General features: G+C 33.8%; 18 protein-coding genes. 1 reads left to right on the top strand and 17 read right to left on the bottom strand.

The features are described 5' to 3' along the window. Positions 1-238: 238 nt before the first annotated feature. A complete protein-coding gene (locus AN960_RS11715; RefSeq protein WP_056471376.1) occupies positions 239-2,626 on the bottom strand; it encodes an immune inhibitor A domain-containing protein in 2,388 nt (795 codons plus the stop codon). Positions 2,627-2,846: 220 nt separating this feature from the next. Here AN960_RS11715 and AN960_RS11720 point away from each other — a divergent pair, with 220 nt between their 5' ends. After that, complete coding sequence (locus tag AN960_RS11720; protein WP_056471378.1) at positions 2,847-3,431, top strand: DNA-3-methyladenine glycosylase; 585 nt, start codon at positions 2,847-2,849, stop codon at positions 3,429-3,431. Positions 3,432-3,521: 90 nt separating this feature from the next. Here AN960_RS11720 and AN960_RS11725 read toward each other — a convergent pair whose 3' ends face one another. The 16 genes from AN960_RS11725 to ssuE form a co-directional block, all read right to left on the bottom strand. Next, the gene (locus AN960_RS11725) at positions 3,522-5,168 is read right to left on the bottom strand and encodes a glycerol-3-phosphate dehydrogenase/oxidase (RefSeq protein ID WP_056471381.1); all 1,647 of its coding nucleotides are present in this window, start codon (positions 5,166-5,168) and stop codon (positions 3,522-3,524) included. A gap of 139 nt (positions 5,169-5,307) precedes the next feature. After that, positions 5,308-6,798 carry a glycerol kinase GlpK gene (glpK, locus tag AN960_RS11730; RefSeq protein ID WP_056471384.1) on the bottom strand — a complete coding sequence of 497 codons (1,491 nt, stop codon included), beginning with the start codon at positions 6,796-6,798 and terminating at the stop codon, positions 5,308-5,310. Positions 6,799-7,272: 474 nt separating this feature from the next. Next, positions 7,273-8,508, bottom strand: coding sequence for a sensor histidine kinase (locus AN960_RS11735; RefSeq protein ID WP_056471386.1), 1,236 nt, complete (start codon positions 8,506-8,508; stop codon positions 7,273-7,275). An 8-nt stretch (positions 8,509-8,516) separates the two neighbouring features. Further along, complete coding sequence (locus AN960_RS11740; RefSeq protein WP_056471388.1) at positions 8,517-9,188, bottom strand: response regulator transcription factor; 672 nt, start codon at positions 9,186-9,188, stop codon at positions 8,517-8,519. A 297-nt stretch (positions 9,189-9,485) separates the two neighbouring features. Next, entirely contained in the window at positions 9,486-10,157 is a 672-nt protein-coding gene (locus AN960_RS11745; RefSeq protein WP_056471521.1) for an ABC transporter ATP-binding protein, read from the bottom strand. 141 nt (positions 10,158-10,298) lie between these two features. Beyond that, positions 10,299-10,577: a hypothetical protein gene (locus tag AN960_RS11750; RefSeq protein WP_156339673.1), complete on the bottom strand. Its 279-nt coding sequence runs from the start codon at positions 10,575-10,577 to the stop codon at positions 10,299-10,301. 170 nt (positions 10,578-10,747) lie between these two features. Continuing rightward, entirely contained in the window at positions 10,748-12,076 is a 1,329-nt protein-coding gene (locus tag AN960_RS11755) for an LLM class flavin-dependent oxidoreductase (RefSeq protein ID WP_056471394.1), read from the bottom strand. A gap of 14 nt (positions 12,077-12,090) precedes the next feature. Then, positions 12,091-12,624, bottom strand: a complete 534-nt coding sequence (locus AN960_RS11760) for a GNAT family N-acetyltransferase (RefSeq protein WP_056471397.1) — start codon at positions 12,622-12,624, stop codon at positions 12,091-12,093. Positions 12,625-12,639: 15 nt separating this feature from the next. Next, on the bottom strand, positions 12,640-13,113 hold the full coding sequence (locus AN960_RS11765) for a DinB family protein (protein WP_056471400.1): 474 nt from the start codon (positions 13,111-13,113) through the stop codon (positions 12,640-12,642). Between the two features lie 10 nt (positions 13,114-13,123). Further along, positions 13,124-14,290 (bottom strand): amidohydrolase, encoded by a 1,167-nt coding sequence (locus AN960_RS11770; RefSeq protein ID WP_056471403.1) that lies wholly within the window; start codon positions 14,288-14,290, stop codon positions 13,124-13,126. Positions 14,291-14,315: 25 nt separating this feature from the next. After that, positions 14,316-15,326: an LLM class flavin-dependent oxidoreductase gene (locus tag AN960_RS11775; protein ID WP_056471406.1), complete on the bottom strand. Its 1,011-nt coding sequence runs from the start codon at positions 15,324-15,326 to the stop codon at positions 14,316-14,318. An 18-nt stretch (positions 15,327-15,344) separates the two neighbouring features. Continuing rightward, positions 15,345-16,097: an amino acid ABC transporter ATP-binding protein gene (locus tag AN960_RS11780; RefSeq protein WP_056471409.1), complete on the bottom strand. Its 753-nt coding sequence runs from the start codon at positions 16,095-16,097 to the stop codon at positions 15,345-15,347. Beyond that, positions 16,094-16,804, bottom strand: a complete 711-nt coding sequence (locus AN960_RS11785) for an amino acid ABC transporter permease (protein ID WP_056471412.1) — start codon at positions 16,802-16,804, stop codon at positions 16,094-16,096. The genes AN960_RS11780 and AN960_RS11785 overlap by 4 nt, the downstream gene beginning before the upstream one ends. Then, on the bottom strand, positions 16,801-17,583 hold the full coding sequence (locus AN960_RS11790) for an amino acid ABC transporter permease (RefSeq protein ID WP_056471415.1): 783 nt from the start codon (positions 17,581-17,583) through the stop codon (positions 16,801-16,803). The genes AN960_RS11785 and AN960_RS11790 overlap by 4 nt, the downstream gene beginning before the upstream one ends. A 25-nt stretch (positions 17,584-17,608) precedes the next feature. Continuing rightward, on the bottom strand, positions 17,609-18,424 hold the full coding sequence (locus AN960_RS11795; RefSeq protein WP_056471417.1) for a transporter substrate-binding domain-containing protein: 816 nt from the start codon (positions 18,422-18,424) through the stop codon (positions 17,609-17,611). 29 nt (positions 18,425-18,453) lie between these two features. Continuing rightward, a complete protein-coding gene (gene ssuE, locus AN960_RS11800; RefSeq protein WP_056471420.1) occupies positions 18,454-18,999 on the bottom strand; it encodes an NADPH-dependent FMN reductase in 546 nt (181 codons plus the stop codon). Positions 19,000-19,215 lie beyond the last annotated feature (216 nt).

The raw sequence follows: 19,215 nt of genomic DNA on the forward strand, positions 1-19,215 counted from the left end.
TTACTTCCTCATAACGGGTTCATGAGGAACTATAATCGCTAAATATTGAAAAGTACTTCCTCATAACAGGTTCATGAGGAACTATAATCACTAAATATTGAAAATTACTTCCTCATAACAAGCTATAATTGAAATTAACTAAGATCTTCATTGACAAACTCATTTTCCGGCCAGTCTAAACACAAAAAAAAAGAATAAGAGCCTGATAATATATCAGACTCTTATTCTTTATACTTACTTATTTATGAATCCAAACAGCACCAGCTGAATTATCTTTTGCTTCCCCAATAACTTGGAATTTTAATCCGTAGTTAGGTACTTTTCTTCCTGCATCTGGAATTAAAGTATTTTGGTAACTATGCGAATCATCAAACTCTGTTACACCAGGTAATCCAGCATAATCAAAGATCCCACGAGATGGTGAGTTAAAGTAGAATTCAGGAGATTTGTCGTAACTGAAAGCTGCGTCAGCTACTTGGTAACGAGTACTTTGTGATACTGATGGTTTACCATTTAATGTACCAACCATAGCTTCTGGGTGAGCATCTACAACACCTAAGAAACCTTCACCTGGGTGAACACCTGTCCAGTTATCTGTGTAGCTATCATCACCATACCAAACTACTAAACCAGTATTATACTTAACTCCGCGAGCATATTCTAATGCTTTATCAGAGCCAACATAGTTTCTCCACTCTAGGTAGTAGTAGTGATTTTTAAAATCAGTTCCATTAGATACAGATGCTTTGTCTAATGTAAATGCTGGCGTCGTTTCCGCACCATCAGTAAATTTAACTGTGCCATCAACAGTTAATTTTGCTTCGTCGAAAGCAAATCCTGCCGGAGATAGTCCACCATCAGTAACATATTCAAATTGAACTTTTACATTTTTGCCTTTGTAAGCAGACAAGTCATAAACTTTATCTACCCAAAGTCCTTTCGATGTATCAAGTCCACCTGCAATATTTTTAGTACCAATTGTATCGATTGTCGCAAGTTTAGTACCTGTTGCTGCATCTAATACATTTACATACAGATAGTCATAATTGTATTCAACTTCATAGTTTGCTTTTACAGCGAAGCTTGCATTTGTAGCTGCTGTTAAATTAAATACTGGTGAAGTCATCGTAGTATGGAGGTTATCTCCTTTTGCACTATAGTAATACTTAGCACCAAATTGTGGTTGAATTTTACTTTTTACTTCTTTCTTTGGTAAGTTAACTTTTACTACACCTGGGTTATTAGATTTAGTAACACTTTGGTCAATAAAAGTAGCAATACCTTTTTCGTCAATATCCTTATAATCTACTTCTGTCACATTAGCCCAGTTTCCACCAATTGTTTTTTGGAAATACTCTTTATTTTGCGGTGAAAAACTTGTAGGCGTCGTTCCTGCGATTGCTCCGTTCCAACTACCGCCACTCATAACTGACCAAGAAGCAATTGGCTCACCATTACCTGAATACTGAGTATCGTACTCATCTGGTAATCCTAGATCATGACCAAATTCGTGAGCGAATACACCAACTGCTCCATCTTCTGGCTCAATTGTGTAATCATATGCAGCCATCAATCCGCCCCAATATGGAACCTTTGATTGTGTTCCTGGGAAAGAAGTTACTCCATTCAGTGTCCAACGATGTGACCAGATTGCATTATCACCTAACTTACCTCCGCCAGCTTCTTGTCCAGTTCCAGCGTGAAGTACCATTAAATGGTCTACTAATCCATCAGGCTCATTAATGTTGCCATCACCATCAAGATCATAAATATCTAAATTATCAAAATCAGCTAAGTTTATGCCTGAATCAATTGCAGCACGTAATGATTCTTTAACTAAATCACGAGGACCTTTTGGGTTTAAATTATCATGTCCACCAGAAGGACTATCATCACCATATTCAGCTGCTTTTCCACTAACCGTTAACCAGTCTGTAACTGTACCTTTTACAGTATAGCTTCCACCAGATTGTTCTTCATAAAATTGTTTAAAAGTTTTTACTTTTGAACCATCGTTTAAAGTAAATTCTTTATCTCCGAAAAGCATATCTTCATAATGCTTTTTGCTAAAATCGTCAGTGTACATATACCCTTCTTGTTTATCAATATTGTTATGTTTGAAATCAGCAAATTCAGTTAAGATTACTAATACTTTATCTTCACGTACTCCGCCGTTATAGCCAGCTTGTTTTGCAGAATCAACTTTTACTACACCATTTGGTTTGCCTTTTTTATAGTTTTCGTGGCCTTTATTTAATTGTGATAAAAGTTGAGCTTTACGTTTTTCTAGTGTTGCTCTTTGTTTATCAGCAATTTCCGACTGTGATTGTGCTTGAACTTTCTCTTTATATTCACCTTGTTTTTCTTTTATGTATGCTTGTACTTTTTCTTTAGCTACTTCAGCACTATCAGATTCTTTGATCTCGCCTCTGTCTCTTAAAGCTTTTTCTAATCTTTCTTCATCCACTACGTTTAAATCTAAATAAGGACTTTCTACTAATTGCTTACTTTCACTTTCAGTAGGAATTGCTGCTTTTGAAGTAACTCCAGTTGAAAAAATGGACATACTTAATGCTGTAGCTAGTGAGACACTCGATAATACCTTCCAGTAAGATGGTCTTGCCATAAATCTACACCCCTTTTCAGAATCTTCTAACAATAAGTAAATAGTACAAGTTTGAAGGGGGTTGTACAATGAGTAATTATGAATATTTTCTAATAATCAGTTTAATATATTTAATCTAATTTTAATGTATTTCTAATAATAGAAATAGGTAAATAGTCTTATTAACATGACAAATTAATACATTTTCTCTATTTATAAAACAATTTTCGAGGAGTTACTTATGAATTCGACATTAAAACAAGATTTCTTTTTTAAACCATCTATACAAGTAGCAAAGGACCTTTTAGGTCATATATTAGTTCATAATACTGATGAAATGGAACTTTCCGGAATAATTGTAGAGACCGAAGCATATATGGGTCCAGAAGATCGTGCTGCACATAGTTATCAAAATCGACGTACGAAACGAACAGAAATCATGTTTCATGAAGCAGGTTATATCTACACTTATCAAATGCATACCCATACTTTAATTAATATAGTTTGTGAGGAAATCGGCCTACCACAGGTAGTATTAATTAGAGCATTAGAACCTGTGAACGGGATTGAAAAAATGATCGAATTTCGAAAAAATCAGCCTATCTCTAATTTAACGAATGGACCAGGTAAACTTACAAAAGCATTGAATATTACGATGGAGTCTTATGGAAAACCAATTTGGCTGCCACCTGTTTACATCAAGGAAGGAATTAAACCAGAACAGATTAGTAGTGGTCCTAGGATTGGAATAGAAAACACCGGAGAGGCACGGGACTATCCTTGGAGGTTTTGGATTACGGATAATAAATTCATATCTAAAAAATAAGAATACCCAGACTGTTGATCAACGTTCGCTCTTGGTCAGTCTGGGTTTTCTTATTTATGCAGTTTCTACTTTTATTAATCGCTTTTAAAATCATTCATTAGAAGCAGTAATTGCATTTTTTATTTGCTCTTCCAATTCCAAACTGTATTCTACGATTTGGTATTTGCTCCAACTTAATCTATTCGCCATATAACGAATCACTTCGTCTTTATACTCATTAACAAGATCAATATGAAAATATAAAAATCCAGTTCTCCTAATAAAAAAATCGACTGGTTTAACAATCATTTCGTTTTGAATTCCATATTCTAGTTGTAAAAATAATGATAGTGGTAGATTAGTATCATTTTTCAAATCACTAAATGATATATTCATTAAATGCTCTATATTCGATCCATATACTCTACTTAATCTTTTATATTCCGATTCACTTAATCCAATTGCGATACCAGCAGAAGAAAATCGTTTTTTAAAATAATTAAATCCTTTTGATCCCCCAACATCTCCACCTGAAATTGGTAAATTTTTAGTCAGACATTCTCTAAATCTATTGTCATTGTCTTTTAAAATTAGGTCTACAATTGTCTCCGCCATTTTACGATATCCTGTTAACTTTCCCCCGGCTATTGAAATTAACCCAGAGGATGATTCCCAAATCTCATCTTTTCTAGATATTTCAGAAGGATCTTTACCTTCTTCAAAAATTAAAGGACGAATGCCAGCCCAGCTTGATTCAACGTCAGTATCTTCTAGTTTTATCGTTGGAAACATATACTTAACGCAATTTAAAATATATTCCCTATCTTCATTACTTACTTTAGGATTAGAGGTATCCCGATCAAAAAATGTATCCGTTGTACCAACATATGTCTTTCCATCTCTTGGAATTGCAAAGACCATTCGACCGTCTATCGTATCAAAATAAACAGACTGATTTAATGGAAACTTTTTATGATCTATAACTAAATGAACCCCTTTCGTTAGTCTAAGATTTTTATCACTTTTTAATCGTTCCATTTCCCTAAGCTGATCAACCCATGGTCCGGTTGCATTAACAATCCTCTTTGCGCGAATTGTAAAAGGTACTTTCGTTATTAAATCGATTGCTTTAGCGCCTACTATTCTATTATTTTCATAGATGAAATCAGTCACTTCTACATAATTAATTGCCTGTGCTCCATATTCAACTGCTTTTTTTATGACTTCGATTGTAAGACGCGCATCATCCGTTCGATATTCAACGTAATATCCTCCAGCTTTAAGTCCCTCCTTTTTAACTAGCGGCTCCTTTTCGATCGTTTCTTTTCGATTTAAAATCTTCCTTCGTTCATCTTTTTTCACACCAGCTAAGTAATCATATAATCTAAGGCCGAGAGAAGTAGTAAATTTACCAAAAGTTCCACCTTTATAAATAGGCAGTAACATCCATTCAGGTGTAGTTACATGTGGTCCATTTTCATAAACAATTGCTCGCTCTTTACCAACCTCTGCTACCATTTTAAATTCATACTGTTTTAAATATCGCAAACCACCATGAACTAGCTTAGTTGAACGACTAGACGTACCTGAAGCAAAATCCTGCATCTCAACTAGGGCGGTACTCATCCCTCTAGTCGTTGCATCAAGTGCAATACCACAACCTGTTATTCCTCCACCAATTACCAATAAATCGAACTCTTTTTCAGCTAATGCTTTCTTAATCTTTTTTCTATTTAAACTCGAAAATTGTTCTTCCATTGTAAAACCTCACTTCAACAAATTTTCTAGTTGTTTTAAAAAGCTGCCATAAAAGAAATCAATCTAAAATTAAAAAAGGACCGCTACAATTACAGATGTACGTAGAAAGGTCCTAGAATTTTGAAATTAAGTGTGTAACTTATTTAAATGCTAAAGCTGCATTAACTGCTTTTTTCCAACCTGAATATAGTTCATTACTTAATTCAGTTGTCATTTGCTGCTCAAAGCATCGATCCATATGCCATTGCCCAGCTATTTCTTCTTGGTTTTTCCAAAATCCAACTGCTAAGCCAGCCAAATAAGCCGCACCTAAAGCTGTTGTTTCATTTATAACAGGTCGCTCGACAGGTACATTCAAAATATCACTTTGAAATTGCATTAAGAAATTATTCCTAACTGCTCCCCCGTCTACTCGTAACGTTTTTAAAGAAATAGTTGAATCCGCCTCCATTGCTGTAAGCACATCTTTTGTTTGATATGCAAGAGCTTCTAATGTAGCACGGATAAAATGTTCTTTAGATGTACCTCTCGTTAAACCAAATACTGCGCCACGGACTTCACTATCCCAGTAAGGTGTACCTAATCCTACAAAAGCAGGTACAACATAAACTCCCTCAGATGAGGTTACCCTAGTGGCATATATCTCACTATCTGCTGCATTTTTAATCATTCTTAAACCATCACGTAACCATTGAATAGCAGAACCCGCTACAAATATACTCCCTTCAAGTGCATATTCAACTTTTCCGTCTATTCCCCATGCAATTGTAGTTAATAATCCATGATTTGACTTAACAGCATGATTTCCTGTATTCATAAGCATAAAACAACCAGTTCCATATGTATTTTTCGCCATTCCCTTTTCAAAACAAGCCTGACCAAATAAAGCTGCTTGCTGGTCACCAGCTATGCCAGCAATCGGAATCTCACTTCCAAAAAAATGATAACTTACAGTATTAGCATATACTTCTGAAGAAGGGCGGACACTTGGAAGCATACACTCTGGAACATCTAACATTTTCAATAAATCTTTATCCCATTTTAAATCATGAATATTATACATCATCGTTCTAGATGCATTTGAATAATCCGTAACATGTGCTCTGCCACCAGAAAGCTTCCACACTAACCACGTATCAATCGTTCCAAATAATAAATCTCCTGCCTCAGCCTTTTCTCTAGCACCATCAATATGATCAAGAATCCATTTTACTTTCGTACCAGAAAAGTAAGCATCAATTAATAGACCTGTTTTTTCGCGAACTATTGAATCATAACCTTTGTTTTTCAGTTCCTCACAAATTTCAGCTGTTTGTCTTGATTGCCAAACAATTGCATTATAGATTGGAGCCCCTGTATGTTTATCCCAAACGACAGTCGTTTCACGTTGGTTAGTAATACCAATTCCACTAATTTGATCATGACGAATATTTGATTCCGCAAGGCATGTTGCAATCACCGCAAGCACCGAACCCCAAATCTCATTTGCATTATGCTCGACCCAACCTGGCTTTGGAAAATATTGAGTAAACTCTTTTTGAGCTGTATGTACAATCTTACCTTTTATATCAAACAAAATTGCTCTTGAACTAGTCGTCCCTTGGTCAAGTGATAAAATATATTTTTCCATCCCAAATGACCTCCTTACTATCATTTTATGTAGGTGTAATTTAAAAATGCGACTTAGTATCTATTTAAAGATGAATGTTGATTTCCACTCTCTAATGTCAGAAAAACAGGAACTAAATCAAAGAATTAATATATGTGCTTTTTGCAAACACAATTTGTTAAAACATGGTTTTACCCATATAAGACACAACTAATTATATAAAAAACTCTAGAATACTACATTTAATCTTTTAAATACATATTCTATTCAATAATCAATGATTCCTTTCATACCAAAAGTACTTAACTGGAAAACCTTCATTTATTCTTCCATAAAAAAAATCTACTTAGTTCAGTAGATTTTCTCACTTAATTAAAATTCTTCATTAATTTCTAATTTATTGTAGTTTATCGTTATTTCTTAGGAAATAATGTCGGAAATATACTTTATTTTCTTAGGGAAATCACCAAATTACTAGCTACGATGTCTTGGAATTTAGCTGTGTTTTAAAGAGGACATAATTGGTAAAGATACTTCAAAACTTGTACCTTCTCCTTTTATACTTTGTACTTTAATTTTCCCGCCGTGTTCTTCAACAATCCATTTTGCAATTGATAATCCCAGTCCAATTCCATTTTTGGATGTACGCGAAACATCTTCCTGGAAGAAACGGTCAAATATTCGAGGAAGGTTCTCTTCTTTTATACCCACTCCACTATCAATCACCTTGATAAGAAAATTATTTTTTACTTGTTCACAACTAATTTGAATCGTATCATTTTCGTTTGTAAATTTCATTGCATTATCGATTAAAATCACAAGTAATTGATGAATTCTTTCTTGATCACCAAAATAAAAATACGTATCTTTAATAGACAAAAATATTTCTTTACTTTGAAATGAAATGATTTCAGTGAAGTGTGAAACAACTTCTTCTATCAATTCATTTAAAGAGAATATTTTTTTATTTAATTGTATTTGTCCTGAATCCGATCTAGCTAAGGTTAATAAGCTTGCTACTAGTTTGGAAAGGCGCCTATTCTCTTTTAACATAATTGAAAAGTCCTGCGCCTTTTCTTCGATTGTTGCGCCTGGCTCTCTAAGCAATAATTCTAAACGTGATTGAATGACAGTTAAAGGCGTTCGAATTTCATGAGAAGCATCTGATACGAACTCTTGTTGTTTTTGCCAAGCGTTTGTAATTGGTACGAGTGCACGTCCAGCCAAAATATAACCTGCTACAACTGATAATGCACTTCCCAAAACCCAACCAACAATTAGTATGATTAATAATGTATCAACTACATCCTTTTCTGAGTCGATATTACGTAATATTTGTAGTGTAATTTTCCCTCGATTTGTCTCACCTTGAATTGAGATCGTTCGATAATTCATATCACCGATTTTATCATTATATATTTCGTTTATTTTTGTAGGATATTTAAGTTCATCTTGTAAAATGATTGCATTCATACCTGGCATGGGATTTACTAATTTTTTATTTTCATCCCACATGATCATTAAAACACGTGGATCTCGATTGGAAATTGGTAAACGATTTGGATTATCACTATTTTGTATACGATTAATATTCCATAAAAGTGATTGATCAACTTCTTTATATAAACGATTATTTGTATATGAATAGATAATTAAAGAAAAGATTCCAATTATTAAGATAAATACTACTGAATTTATGATCGTTAATCGAATTTTTGTTTTCTTAAACATCTCTTCACCTAGTCATCTTTCATAATATATCCGATACCTCTGACGGTCTTTATCATACTACCATAATTAAATGGTTCTAGCTTTTTTCGGAGTTGATGTACGTATACTTCTACGATTGCAACAGTAGTATCAGAATCAAATCCCCATATTCTATCAAAAATTTGTTCTTTCATTAAAATCTTCCCTTGATTTTGTATGAAGTATTCTAGTAGTTCATATTGTTTGATTGTTAAATGAATCGATTCATTATTTATTTCAACAGGATGCTCTTTGCCTTTTAAAGTGATTCCTTGATACTTCAATGAACTATCAATTGTTAATTTACCACTTCTTCTAAGTAATGCATAAATTCTTGCTAGTAACTCCGGTCCTTGAAATGGTTTTACTAAATAATCATCTGCCCCTAAGTTTAATCCTTCAACACGATCTTCTAGTGAATCTTTAGCAGTTAGAAATAGAACTGGAGTATGTACCCCTTCTTTTCTCAAGTCTTTAATAATTTCAAAACCATTTTTCTCAGGCAGCATCACATCTAGTACAATCACATCATATATGTTTTGCATCGCTAAGAAAAAACCTTCTTCTCCTTCTAACGCTTTATCTACTGTAAAATCATTTGATAATAATTCAACAATTGAATTTAAAACTTCTATATGATCTTCTACAACTAATAATCTCACTTTTTATGCCTCCATAGACTAAAAAAGAAGCGTTCCTTTTATAGCAACGCTCCCCTTTATTTATTCAAATCGTCATGCTTGAATTGGTCTCATATTTGAAGCTGATCCAGGTAAAAAGAATGCAATAGTTGTACTTAAATTCATTAAATACAGTTTTGCTACACTCTCACCTAATCCCACACCTATCATACCACCAAATGAACTAAGTACGACTGATTAAAAAATTGCATTTTATATCTATTTCAAATAATAACTACATTTGCTTCTAACTATACTCTTTATTAACATTTTAATTAATTAAGCCATTCTAAGCTTACAAAAACTTTCCTCACTCAGGCAACCGTCACCTATTCTAATGACCCTTGATGCTTCTTTCGCGATGTTATTGTCGTGAGTAATCAAAATAATAGTATGACCTTCTTTATGAAGTCTTTTCAATAAATCTAAAATTTCTCGTCCTGTTTTTTGATCTAATGCACCAGTCGGTTCATCGGCTAATAGTAGATCTGGTCTTCTGGCTAAAGCTCTCGCAATCGCAACCCTTTGTTGCTGACCTCCCGATAGTTGACTTGGAAGATGATGAATACGTTCGTCTAAACCTACTTCTTTTAATACTTCCATTGCCATGTTTCTTCTTTCATTTTGCGGGAGGCCTCGATAACTAAGAGGTAACTCGACATTCTCCAATGCACTTAATTTTGACAATAGATTAAAGTTTTGAAAAATAAACCCTATTTTCCGATTTCTAATTAACGCTAGTTCTCGATTATTCATATCTTCAATCGCCTGGCCATCAAATAAATAGCTTCCAGAGTCTGGTTGATCCAAGCACCCAATCATATTCATAAATGTTGATTTACCTGAACCAGATGGGCCAACAATTGCTACAAAATCACCTTTTTTAATATTGATTGAAACATTATTTAGCACATGCAATGTTTCCCCACCAAATTCATAAAAATGGTTCATATTTGATATTTGGATCAAATCTTCTGTCGTCGTCACTGATCGCCACCACCATTGCTGTTACAATTTTCATTAAGAATCCTCTTTCACCACCGCCTGGAGAATTACGTCGCCTCCAAATCAGTAACAGTTCAACCGTTTTCCTTAATTGCTGCTACCTGATGAACCTGGCTGTTGATTGAAATAACCGCCGCCACCATTTTGTGGGAAGCCTCCTCCATTTTGGAAGTTTCTCATCATTTCCGTTCGATTATTATTTTTATAACTCAAATAGCCAACTCCAATTAATGTAAAAATGCCAATTACTAAATTGATAACTAATAAAATAGAAATTACTTTAGGCGAAAACGCACCCGTAGTTGAACAATTCTTCAAATTCGTTTTTTGGGTTTTTTCTATTAAATTTGATTCTAAATCTTCCATCATTAATCCCACCCCTTCATACTGATTAATTGCATTATGTAATAGAATCCTTAATTTTTACTTAACAACTAATTAATTTTGACTTTTTTAGAGTAAAAATCTGTTAGCAATATGAAATGAATATCAAAAAAAAACCACCTGTCTAGGATGGTTTTCAATAAATTTAAAGATTAGTTTTTAACTAGATTAGTAATATAACGATTTTCAGGAATTGGTAATCCTAAGTTTCCTCTCAAAGTAGACGATTCATATTCTGTACGATAGATTTCTCTTTCTTGTAATAATGGAATGACTTGCTCCGTAAAATCTTTTAATGCACTTGGAATTGCAGAATAAATCATTAAACCGTCAGCTGCTTCCTGTTCATACCACTCTTGAATAAGATTAGCAATTTTTTCTGGCGTGCCAATAAATGCACTTCTAGGAGTAGCAGCTTGTAATGCTACCTGTCTAAGTGTTAAACCTTTTTCTTTCGCTTCTTTCTTTATTTTATCTGTATTACTTCTAAAACTATTTTTCCCTAAATCACCAAGATCAGGGAAAGGTTCATCTAAAGGATATTGAGAAAAGTCATGATGCTCAAAGAAACGACCTAAATAATCCAATGCATTTTCAATACTTGTTAAATTAACAAGATCTAAATATTTTTGCTCTGCTTCCTCTTCGGTTTGACCAACTATTGGAGCAATGCCAGGGAATATAACAATATCATCTTTTGATCTGCCGTATGCTACTGCACGATCCTTTACATCTTTATAAAATTGCTTAGCTTCTTCTATATTATCATGACCAGTAAACACTGCGTCAGCTGCTTTTGCAGCTAATTCCTTACCGCTTTCTGAAGATCCAGCTTGAAAAACAACTGGTTGACCTTGTTTAGATCGCCCGATATTAAGAGGACCTTCTACTTGGAAATACTTCCCTTCATAATTTAATCTGTGTAACTTTTTCGGATCAAAAAACACACCTGAAGCTTTATCTCGAATAAATGCATCATCTTCCCAAGAATCCCATAGACCTCTAGTTATTTCTAAATGCTCTTCTGCAATTTTATATCGATCATCATGTGATGGGTGACCATTTCTACTATAGTTTTTAGCAGAACCTTCAAGTGGAGAAGTAACTAAATTCCATCCTGCGCGCCCATTACTTATATGATCTATTGACATGAATTGTCTTGCTACAGTAAATGGTTCACTATAGGTAGTTGAAAGAGTACCAACTAGGCCTATATTCTTTGTTACTCCTGCTAATGCCGATAAGATGGTAATTGGTTCAAAGCGATTTAAAAAATGTGGAATTGACTTTTCTGTTATATATAATCCATCTGCAATAAAAACTAAATCAAATTTTCCATTCTCAGCAATTTTCACTTGCTCTTGGTAATAGGAAAAATTAACACTTGCGTCTGTTTGAACCTCTGGATGACGCCAGCCAGACATACTGCCTCCTACTCCATGCACTAGTGCCCCAAGCTTTAGTTTTTTTCTTTCTGTCATTTTTTTCCCCTCCATTAATTTAATAAAATCGCAGTATCTCTAATATTTAGTTCATAGCTTTTAACAAGTATATTTCCATTCATAAACTCATATTGTTTAGCCCGTTGAAACCCTATTTTTTCATATAAACTAATAGCAGATTTCATCATATCTGAAGTGTGAAGAACAACTCGGTCCGATCCCCACTCTATTGAAAGATTGCAGCTTGCTTTTATTAATTCTGTCGCAATCCCTAATCCTCTTGCTTTAGGGGAAACACCTATTAATCGAATAATAGGATAATTAATCTCTAACTCAGTTAATCCATATGCTTTTTCGGCAGAGTCATAGATAAAACATGCGCCTAATAGAACATTATCGACAATCGCAACAAGCTTTGTCTTAGTGTTGCTGTTCTCAGTTGCATCAATAATACTATTTTTATAGTTTTCCCATTGTTCTTTTGAAAGAATAGCAGCATATTGTTCATACGCATCGATTAACACTTTTTTTATTTTATCGATCTCATCTGGTTTAGACTCTCTAATAATTAAGCGGTTTGAAGACATAGTCTACCTCCTAAATTAAACTAAGCTGTATTCATACAAAATACGTTGTATTTGTTTTAAATGAAGATGAACATGTGAAATAAAAGATTTAATTATGTCTTCAACTGTAACGATTGCATTTTGAGGGTTTATTCCGCTTTTCTTCCAATCATCACTTGTTAGTCTTTTAAGCAATTGACTATTGTAATATAAAATAATGCGATATGTTTCTAGTACGTCTGCAATATTTCCATCGTTTGCATATTGCCCTGCAATCCATTTATCTTGATTAAAAGCAGGTAATTGAACACTTGATCCAGCTAAAACTTCCCTTAGTCGAAAGTTCACTACAAATGCATGATCTAATAAATGAGTTAACACTTCTACAATACTCCACGATCTTTCATTTTTCTTCCAATGCAGTTTCTCTTTTGGAAGATTGAAAGTTTTTTGCGACAGTAAATCATAAAGTTGATTAAATTCACTTAATTCAATTGATAAAGTACTCATCTATTTCCTCCTATATTTTGACTACACTTTTTGAAAGTTCATTCAGTATCGTGATAGAAAAATCTGTAAAAAATCGAATACTTAGCGGGATTGCTTTCTCATCTAGATCAAATTTAGGATGATGCCACTCATATTTTCCTGAAGTTCCAAAAAATACGAATAAACCTGGAATCTCTTCTAAATAAAAGGAAAAATCTTCACTTGCTGCAGATACAGACGGTTCAATTACACGTAAGTATTGTTTAGTTGCTACATCTCTTGCAATTCCGGCAAATTTTTCATCATTAACAACAGGAGGTGGACCAGGATTCCAAATTGTATGAACATCCGTTCTAAAAGCATCACCAACAGACTTACTTATTTCATTTAATCGATTTTGAATGGTCTCTCTGACTTCCTTCTTAAAAGTACGAACCGTTCCACTAAAAACCGCTTTGTCAGCGATCACATTCGATGCTTTCCCACTATTGAATTTTGTTACACTTACAACTCCATTTTCAAGTGGACTAATATTACGGCTCACAATCGATTGAAGTGACGTAACAATATGTGATGCAGTAAGGATTGAATCAAGCCCTGCTTCCGGTACCGCTGCATGGCTCGATTTCCCATTTATTTCAACAGTAAATCCGTCAGCAGCTGCCATTAAAGGACCTGATTTTATCCCAATGGTTCCAACTGTTAAATCAGGTTTATTATGCATACCAACAATCACTTTTGTATCTTTTAGTACATTTGTTTTAATAATTTCTAATGCACCTTTACCAATTTCTTCTGCGGGTTGAAAAATGATTTGTATTTTCCCGGGTAACTCATTTTCTATTTGCTTTAATAAAATAGCTGTACCTAAAATTGCAACTGTATGAAAATCATGTCCACAAGCGTGCATCTTATTTGGATTTTTTGATGAAAAAGGTAATCCTGTTTCCTCCTGAATTGGAAGTGCATCAATGTCTGCCCTAATTGCGATGGTAGGACCTTTTCGATCATCACCGATTTCTGCAACAAGACCTGTTTTTAAAGGTAAAGACAGGATTCGTATGTTATACTCTGTTAAAAGTTGAACAAGTGTGGCTGTTGTTTCATATTCTTCAAACGCTAACTCTGGAATTGAATGTAAACTCCTTCTTATTTGAATTAGCTTTTCAAGTAGCGCTTCAGATAGTTCAAATTTCATGGTTTTCAACTCCTAAACTGTTAAGTCAAACCGTTATTTCTGTAAAAGCCTCTTTAATTAATTGCAGCGAACGAACTCTCCGTTCAAAATTTGGAATTAATGATGTGAAAATAAATTCATCAATACCGTATTCTTTTTGATATTCAAAAACTCTTTTTTGAAAAGTTTCTTTTGTTCCCTTAAGAACGTCTGCCTCTTTAACTTCTGTAGTATAGGTTTGGCCAGCTTGTTTTGCGTAAATTTCTGCTTGCTCAAGCGTGCCGACATTTACAATTTGCCCATTCCCTAATGTAACTCGCACAGTTTGTAATTGATCGGATAATTTTAGTGCTTCCTCTTCGGTTTCAGTCACAATCGTAGACAAGGCTAAAATAAACTTTGGTTTTCGACCACTTTGATGATTAAAGGAATTATTATAAGCAACGATCGCTTCTTTTGCTGCCACTGGGTCATTATTTATGAATAATGCAAATGCATATGGATAGCCCTTTTTAGCTGCAAATTTTGCACTTGATACACTCGTTCCTAATAAAAATAGCGGAACTCTAATCTGTGGTAATGGTGAAGCTTGTAAAGAGTCAAACGAACTTACTTCTGATGCATCCTGATATAAAAAATTTTCTAGTTCATCAATTTTCTCTTCAAGAGATTGAGGTTCTTTCAAGTTTTTTTGGAGCTCTTGGCTAGATTTTGGAAATCCGCCCGGTGCTCTTCCTATGCCAAGCTCTACTCTATTTGGTGACAAATTAGCTAATACATTGAAGTTTTCTGCTACTTTATACGGACTATAATGCTGTAACATTACCCCACCTGAACCAACAGAAATCCGTTCAGTTTTAGCAAGAATATGTGAAACAAGCACTTCTGGAGATGACCCAGCAATTCCTTGTGAATTGTGGTGCTCTGATACCCAAAATCGATTAAATCCTAATCTTTCAGCTTCTTTTGCTAGATTTATAGTGTTTATAAGTACTTCATTTGCAGTTTGACCAGGAAAAATAATACTTTGATCTAAGAATCCATATTTAAGTCCCATATTCTTTCCTCCATTTTTTTAAATATAGTACATGTCTTCCTCTGAAAATCGTTTTAAAAACTGAATTGTTCTTTCTTCTTTAGGTGATTGAAAGATAGCCTTGGGATTCCCTTCTTCAACAATTATGCCGCCGTCCATAAACACAACATGATTAGCAACATCCCTAGCAAATGCCATTTCATGTGTGACGATAATCATTGTAATTCCTTCTTTTGCTATTTTTCGTATAATTGCTAGTACTTCACCTACTAATTCAGGGTCTAAAGCAGAGGTTGGTTCGTCGAATAAAATGACCTCTGGATTTAAAGCAAGCGCCCGAGCAATTCCTACTCTTTGCTGCTGTCCGCCGGATAACTGTAGAGGGTAAGAATCTAACTTGTTTCCTAAGCCTACTTTCTCAAGTAATTCAGCGCTTTTTTTGTATGCTGCTTCCTTAGACCATTTTTTAGCTACTATTAATCCTTCCATTACATTTTCAACAACTGTTTTATTTTTAAATAAATTAAATTGTTGAAATACCATAGCTGTTTTCTGGCGCAATGAAAGAATTTCGGTCTTTGAAGCTTGACTAAAATCTACTTTAAAATCGTCTATTGTAATTTTTCCTTTATTTGGTTTCTCTAAATAATTTATACAACGAAGTAAAGTTGTTTTTCCTGATCCACTAGGACCTAGAATTGCGACGACTTCTCCTTTATTAACTGTTAAATCTATACCTTTTAACACATGATTTTTTCCAAAGGACTTTGTTACATTCGTTAAAGTAATCATTTCACTCCCCCTCGACTAAAGACGCTAAATCTCTTCTCTAATAAACTTGTCATTCTTTCAATGACTAATGTAATTCCCCAGAAAATTAGTGCAGCTGCAATATATGCCTCAAAAAACTTCCAATTTGTAGAAGCTACAATTTGTGCCTTTGCGTTTATATCTACAACAGAAACAATAAAGGCCAAAGTTGATCCATGCAGCATTCCAATAAATGTATTTGATAAATTTGGTAAACTTACAGCGAAGGCTTGTGGAAATACAATTCTTTTTAGTGCTTGTGTTGTTGTCATACCAACTGAATAAGCAGCTTCAATTTGTCCTCGATTGATATTGGTAATTCCAGCTCTAACCACTTCAGATAAATACGCACCTGCTGTAATAGAAAAGGAAATAATTGCAAAAGCTGTCATAGGAATTGATGATGAATTAAAAGCAAAATGATAATGTTTAGCAAGTGAATCTAATAGCATTGAGATTGAATAATAAATAATTAACAAGTGTGTAATCATCGGCGTTCCTCGAATAATCGTAACGTAACTAGATGCTGCCTGACTCAATATTGGAACCTTATAAATACGAACAATAGCCGTAAAAGTTCCTATCACAAACCCAATAAGTACTGACAAAATAGTTATAAAAAGTGTAGTTGGAATTGCAGGTAGTATTTGTATAAATGCCTCCCAAATAAATGAGAAATCTAGTTTCATAATCTCGTACCTTCTTTCACAACAACGACATCGCGATTCATTTTTCCAAATAAGTTACGGATTTTAAAAGTTTTTTCTTTCTTTTCAACACTTGTTCTTTCATATTTTCCAAACCGGTTTTCTAATAAGATAAATCCTTTTTCAAGAAAGACACTTAAAATAAAATAAACGAGAGCAAGTGCAAGATAGGATTCAATAAAATGACGATTTAGTAAACCTAATGTTTGTGATTGCCCTGTTAACTCCATTACCCCTAGAGTAAATGCTAATGATGTATCTTTTAGTGTTCCTATTAATAAGTTTCCTAAAATCGGGATCCATATAGCGAATGCTTGTGGTGCTATGATTCTCTTAAAGGCCTGATATCCATCCATTCCAACAGAATAAGCCGCTTCAATTTGCCCTCTATCTACAGCACTAACTGATGCACGAATACCTTCTGAAATAAAGGCTGCACTGTGTAATCCGTATGTTAAAATGACAAAATATAAAACATCAATTCTACTAACATCTACTTCTACTAGCTTTAATAACTCAGGTACGCCATAATAAATTAAAAATAATTGAATTAAAATTGGAGTTCCTCTAAAAAACGAAACATATATTTGCGAGATTCTTTGAAAAATTGGTACCTTATACATTCTAGGTAAGGCTATAAGTAAGCCAACACCTAACCCTACTAAAATAGAACTCCCTACAATGATTAACGAAATCTTTATAAAAGGTAGTAATTTAATAAAATATTCGAAGATTAATCCAGCTTTAAAATCAGCACCCATTCCTTCTCACCCTTTGGTTTTAGCTTTAATTTTCTGTAAAATCAGCACCTAACCACTTTTTGCTTAAGTTAGCAAGTGTTCCGTCAGCTTTTATTTTTAATAGTGCTTCGTCAATTGCGCCTGCTAATTTTTGATCTTTTGCATCATTTTTTCTAAAGGCAAATAATACATCAGCCTCAGTCAATGCTGGCCCTACTGTTTTCAACTCACCTTTTGGGTCAATCAAAGATAAGGTAAAATCTGCAGCAACTGTAGCATCTACACGGCCTGAAGTAATTTGTTGTACAGTATCATTTGCTCCACCATTCTGATAAACAATTTTAATTGCGTTATTATGCTCTTTATTATAATTTTCAAGAATTTGTGCTTCTGCACTTGTAGCGGATGTTAATACCTTTTTGCCTTTTAAGTCGTCAATTGATTGAATTGAATTATTACCTTTTGCAACAACGATTTTATTTTTCCAATGCGCATAAGCTTCTTTGTTAAATAAATACTTCTCTTCCCTCTCTGGATTTTTTTCAATTTCATGAGCAACAAAATCTATTTTCTTAGTTTCTAGACTTAACAATAAGCTCGAAAATTCATATGTTTTTAAATCAAACTTGTATTCTGGCAATCTTTTATCAATTTCTTTTACAAGTTCAACATCAAAGCCAGTTAGATTTCCATCCTTATCGATAAAGCACACATTTGGAAATTGTGTACCAGTACCTACAACAATTCTTTGAACTTTTGAACTAGTAGCTGTTGCTGCCTCTTTATCTTTATTTTTTAAAGCAAATGTAATAATTAAAACTACGACTGCCAAGGATACAAGTGTAATCACAAACTTTTTCATTCTCAATTCCTCATTTCTGAATAATTTTTTTAGGGTCTTACTGCTAGCCAAATTAACTCTTCTGATAATTCTTCAGTTGCTTTATTTAATCTCTCTGTTAATTCATTAGATAATGAAAAATGATTTTGATAATCTCTTATTACCCAATCATCAATTGCATAAACACCAGTAACAAAATGATTTCCCCCAAGAACAGAGAGAACTGGTTTTAATGCATATTCTAAACTGAGTAAATGGACAATTGTTCCACCGATGAAGATAGGAAGGACAACTTTATTTTTCAAGCCATTCTGAGGAATTAAGTCTAAAAATATTTTTAATAAACCTGAATAGGAGGCCTTATAGACTGGTCCTGCAATAACAACACCGATCGAATTCTCAATTTTATTAAGGGCTTCTTTAATTTCTTCATTATTAAAATCGCTCTTAATTAAAGCTTCCGTTGGCAAATCCCCAATATTTACTTGGCATACTTTAATACCTTCATTAGTCCACTTTTCTTTTACAAATTGGAGTATGCCATTCAATCTTGAGTTTGGTGATGAGCTAGCAGAGATAATGACAATATCCTTCAACGTGTTACCCTCCTTTTTAAAAACCAATATTCCTTATAGGTTAACTAGGAATTAATTGTTATAAACTTTATCACTGACAGAATATTTAGTCAACGTAATTTCCAATAGAACTTTTCTATCGTTTTATTAAATATTTGAATTAGCTTTATTGTTCCCTTAAGCACGATCTAGTTGATTGTCAATTGAGGATACCCCCAATTCTTATATTTCTTTATA

Origin of the sequence: Bacillus sp. FJAT-25509, assembly GCF_001420605.1 — a bacterium.
In the GTDB taxonomy this organism is placed as follows: Bacteria; Bacillota; Bacilli; order Bacillales; family Bacillaceae_G; genus Gottfriedia.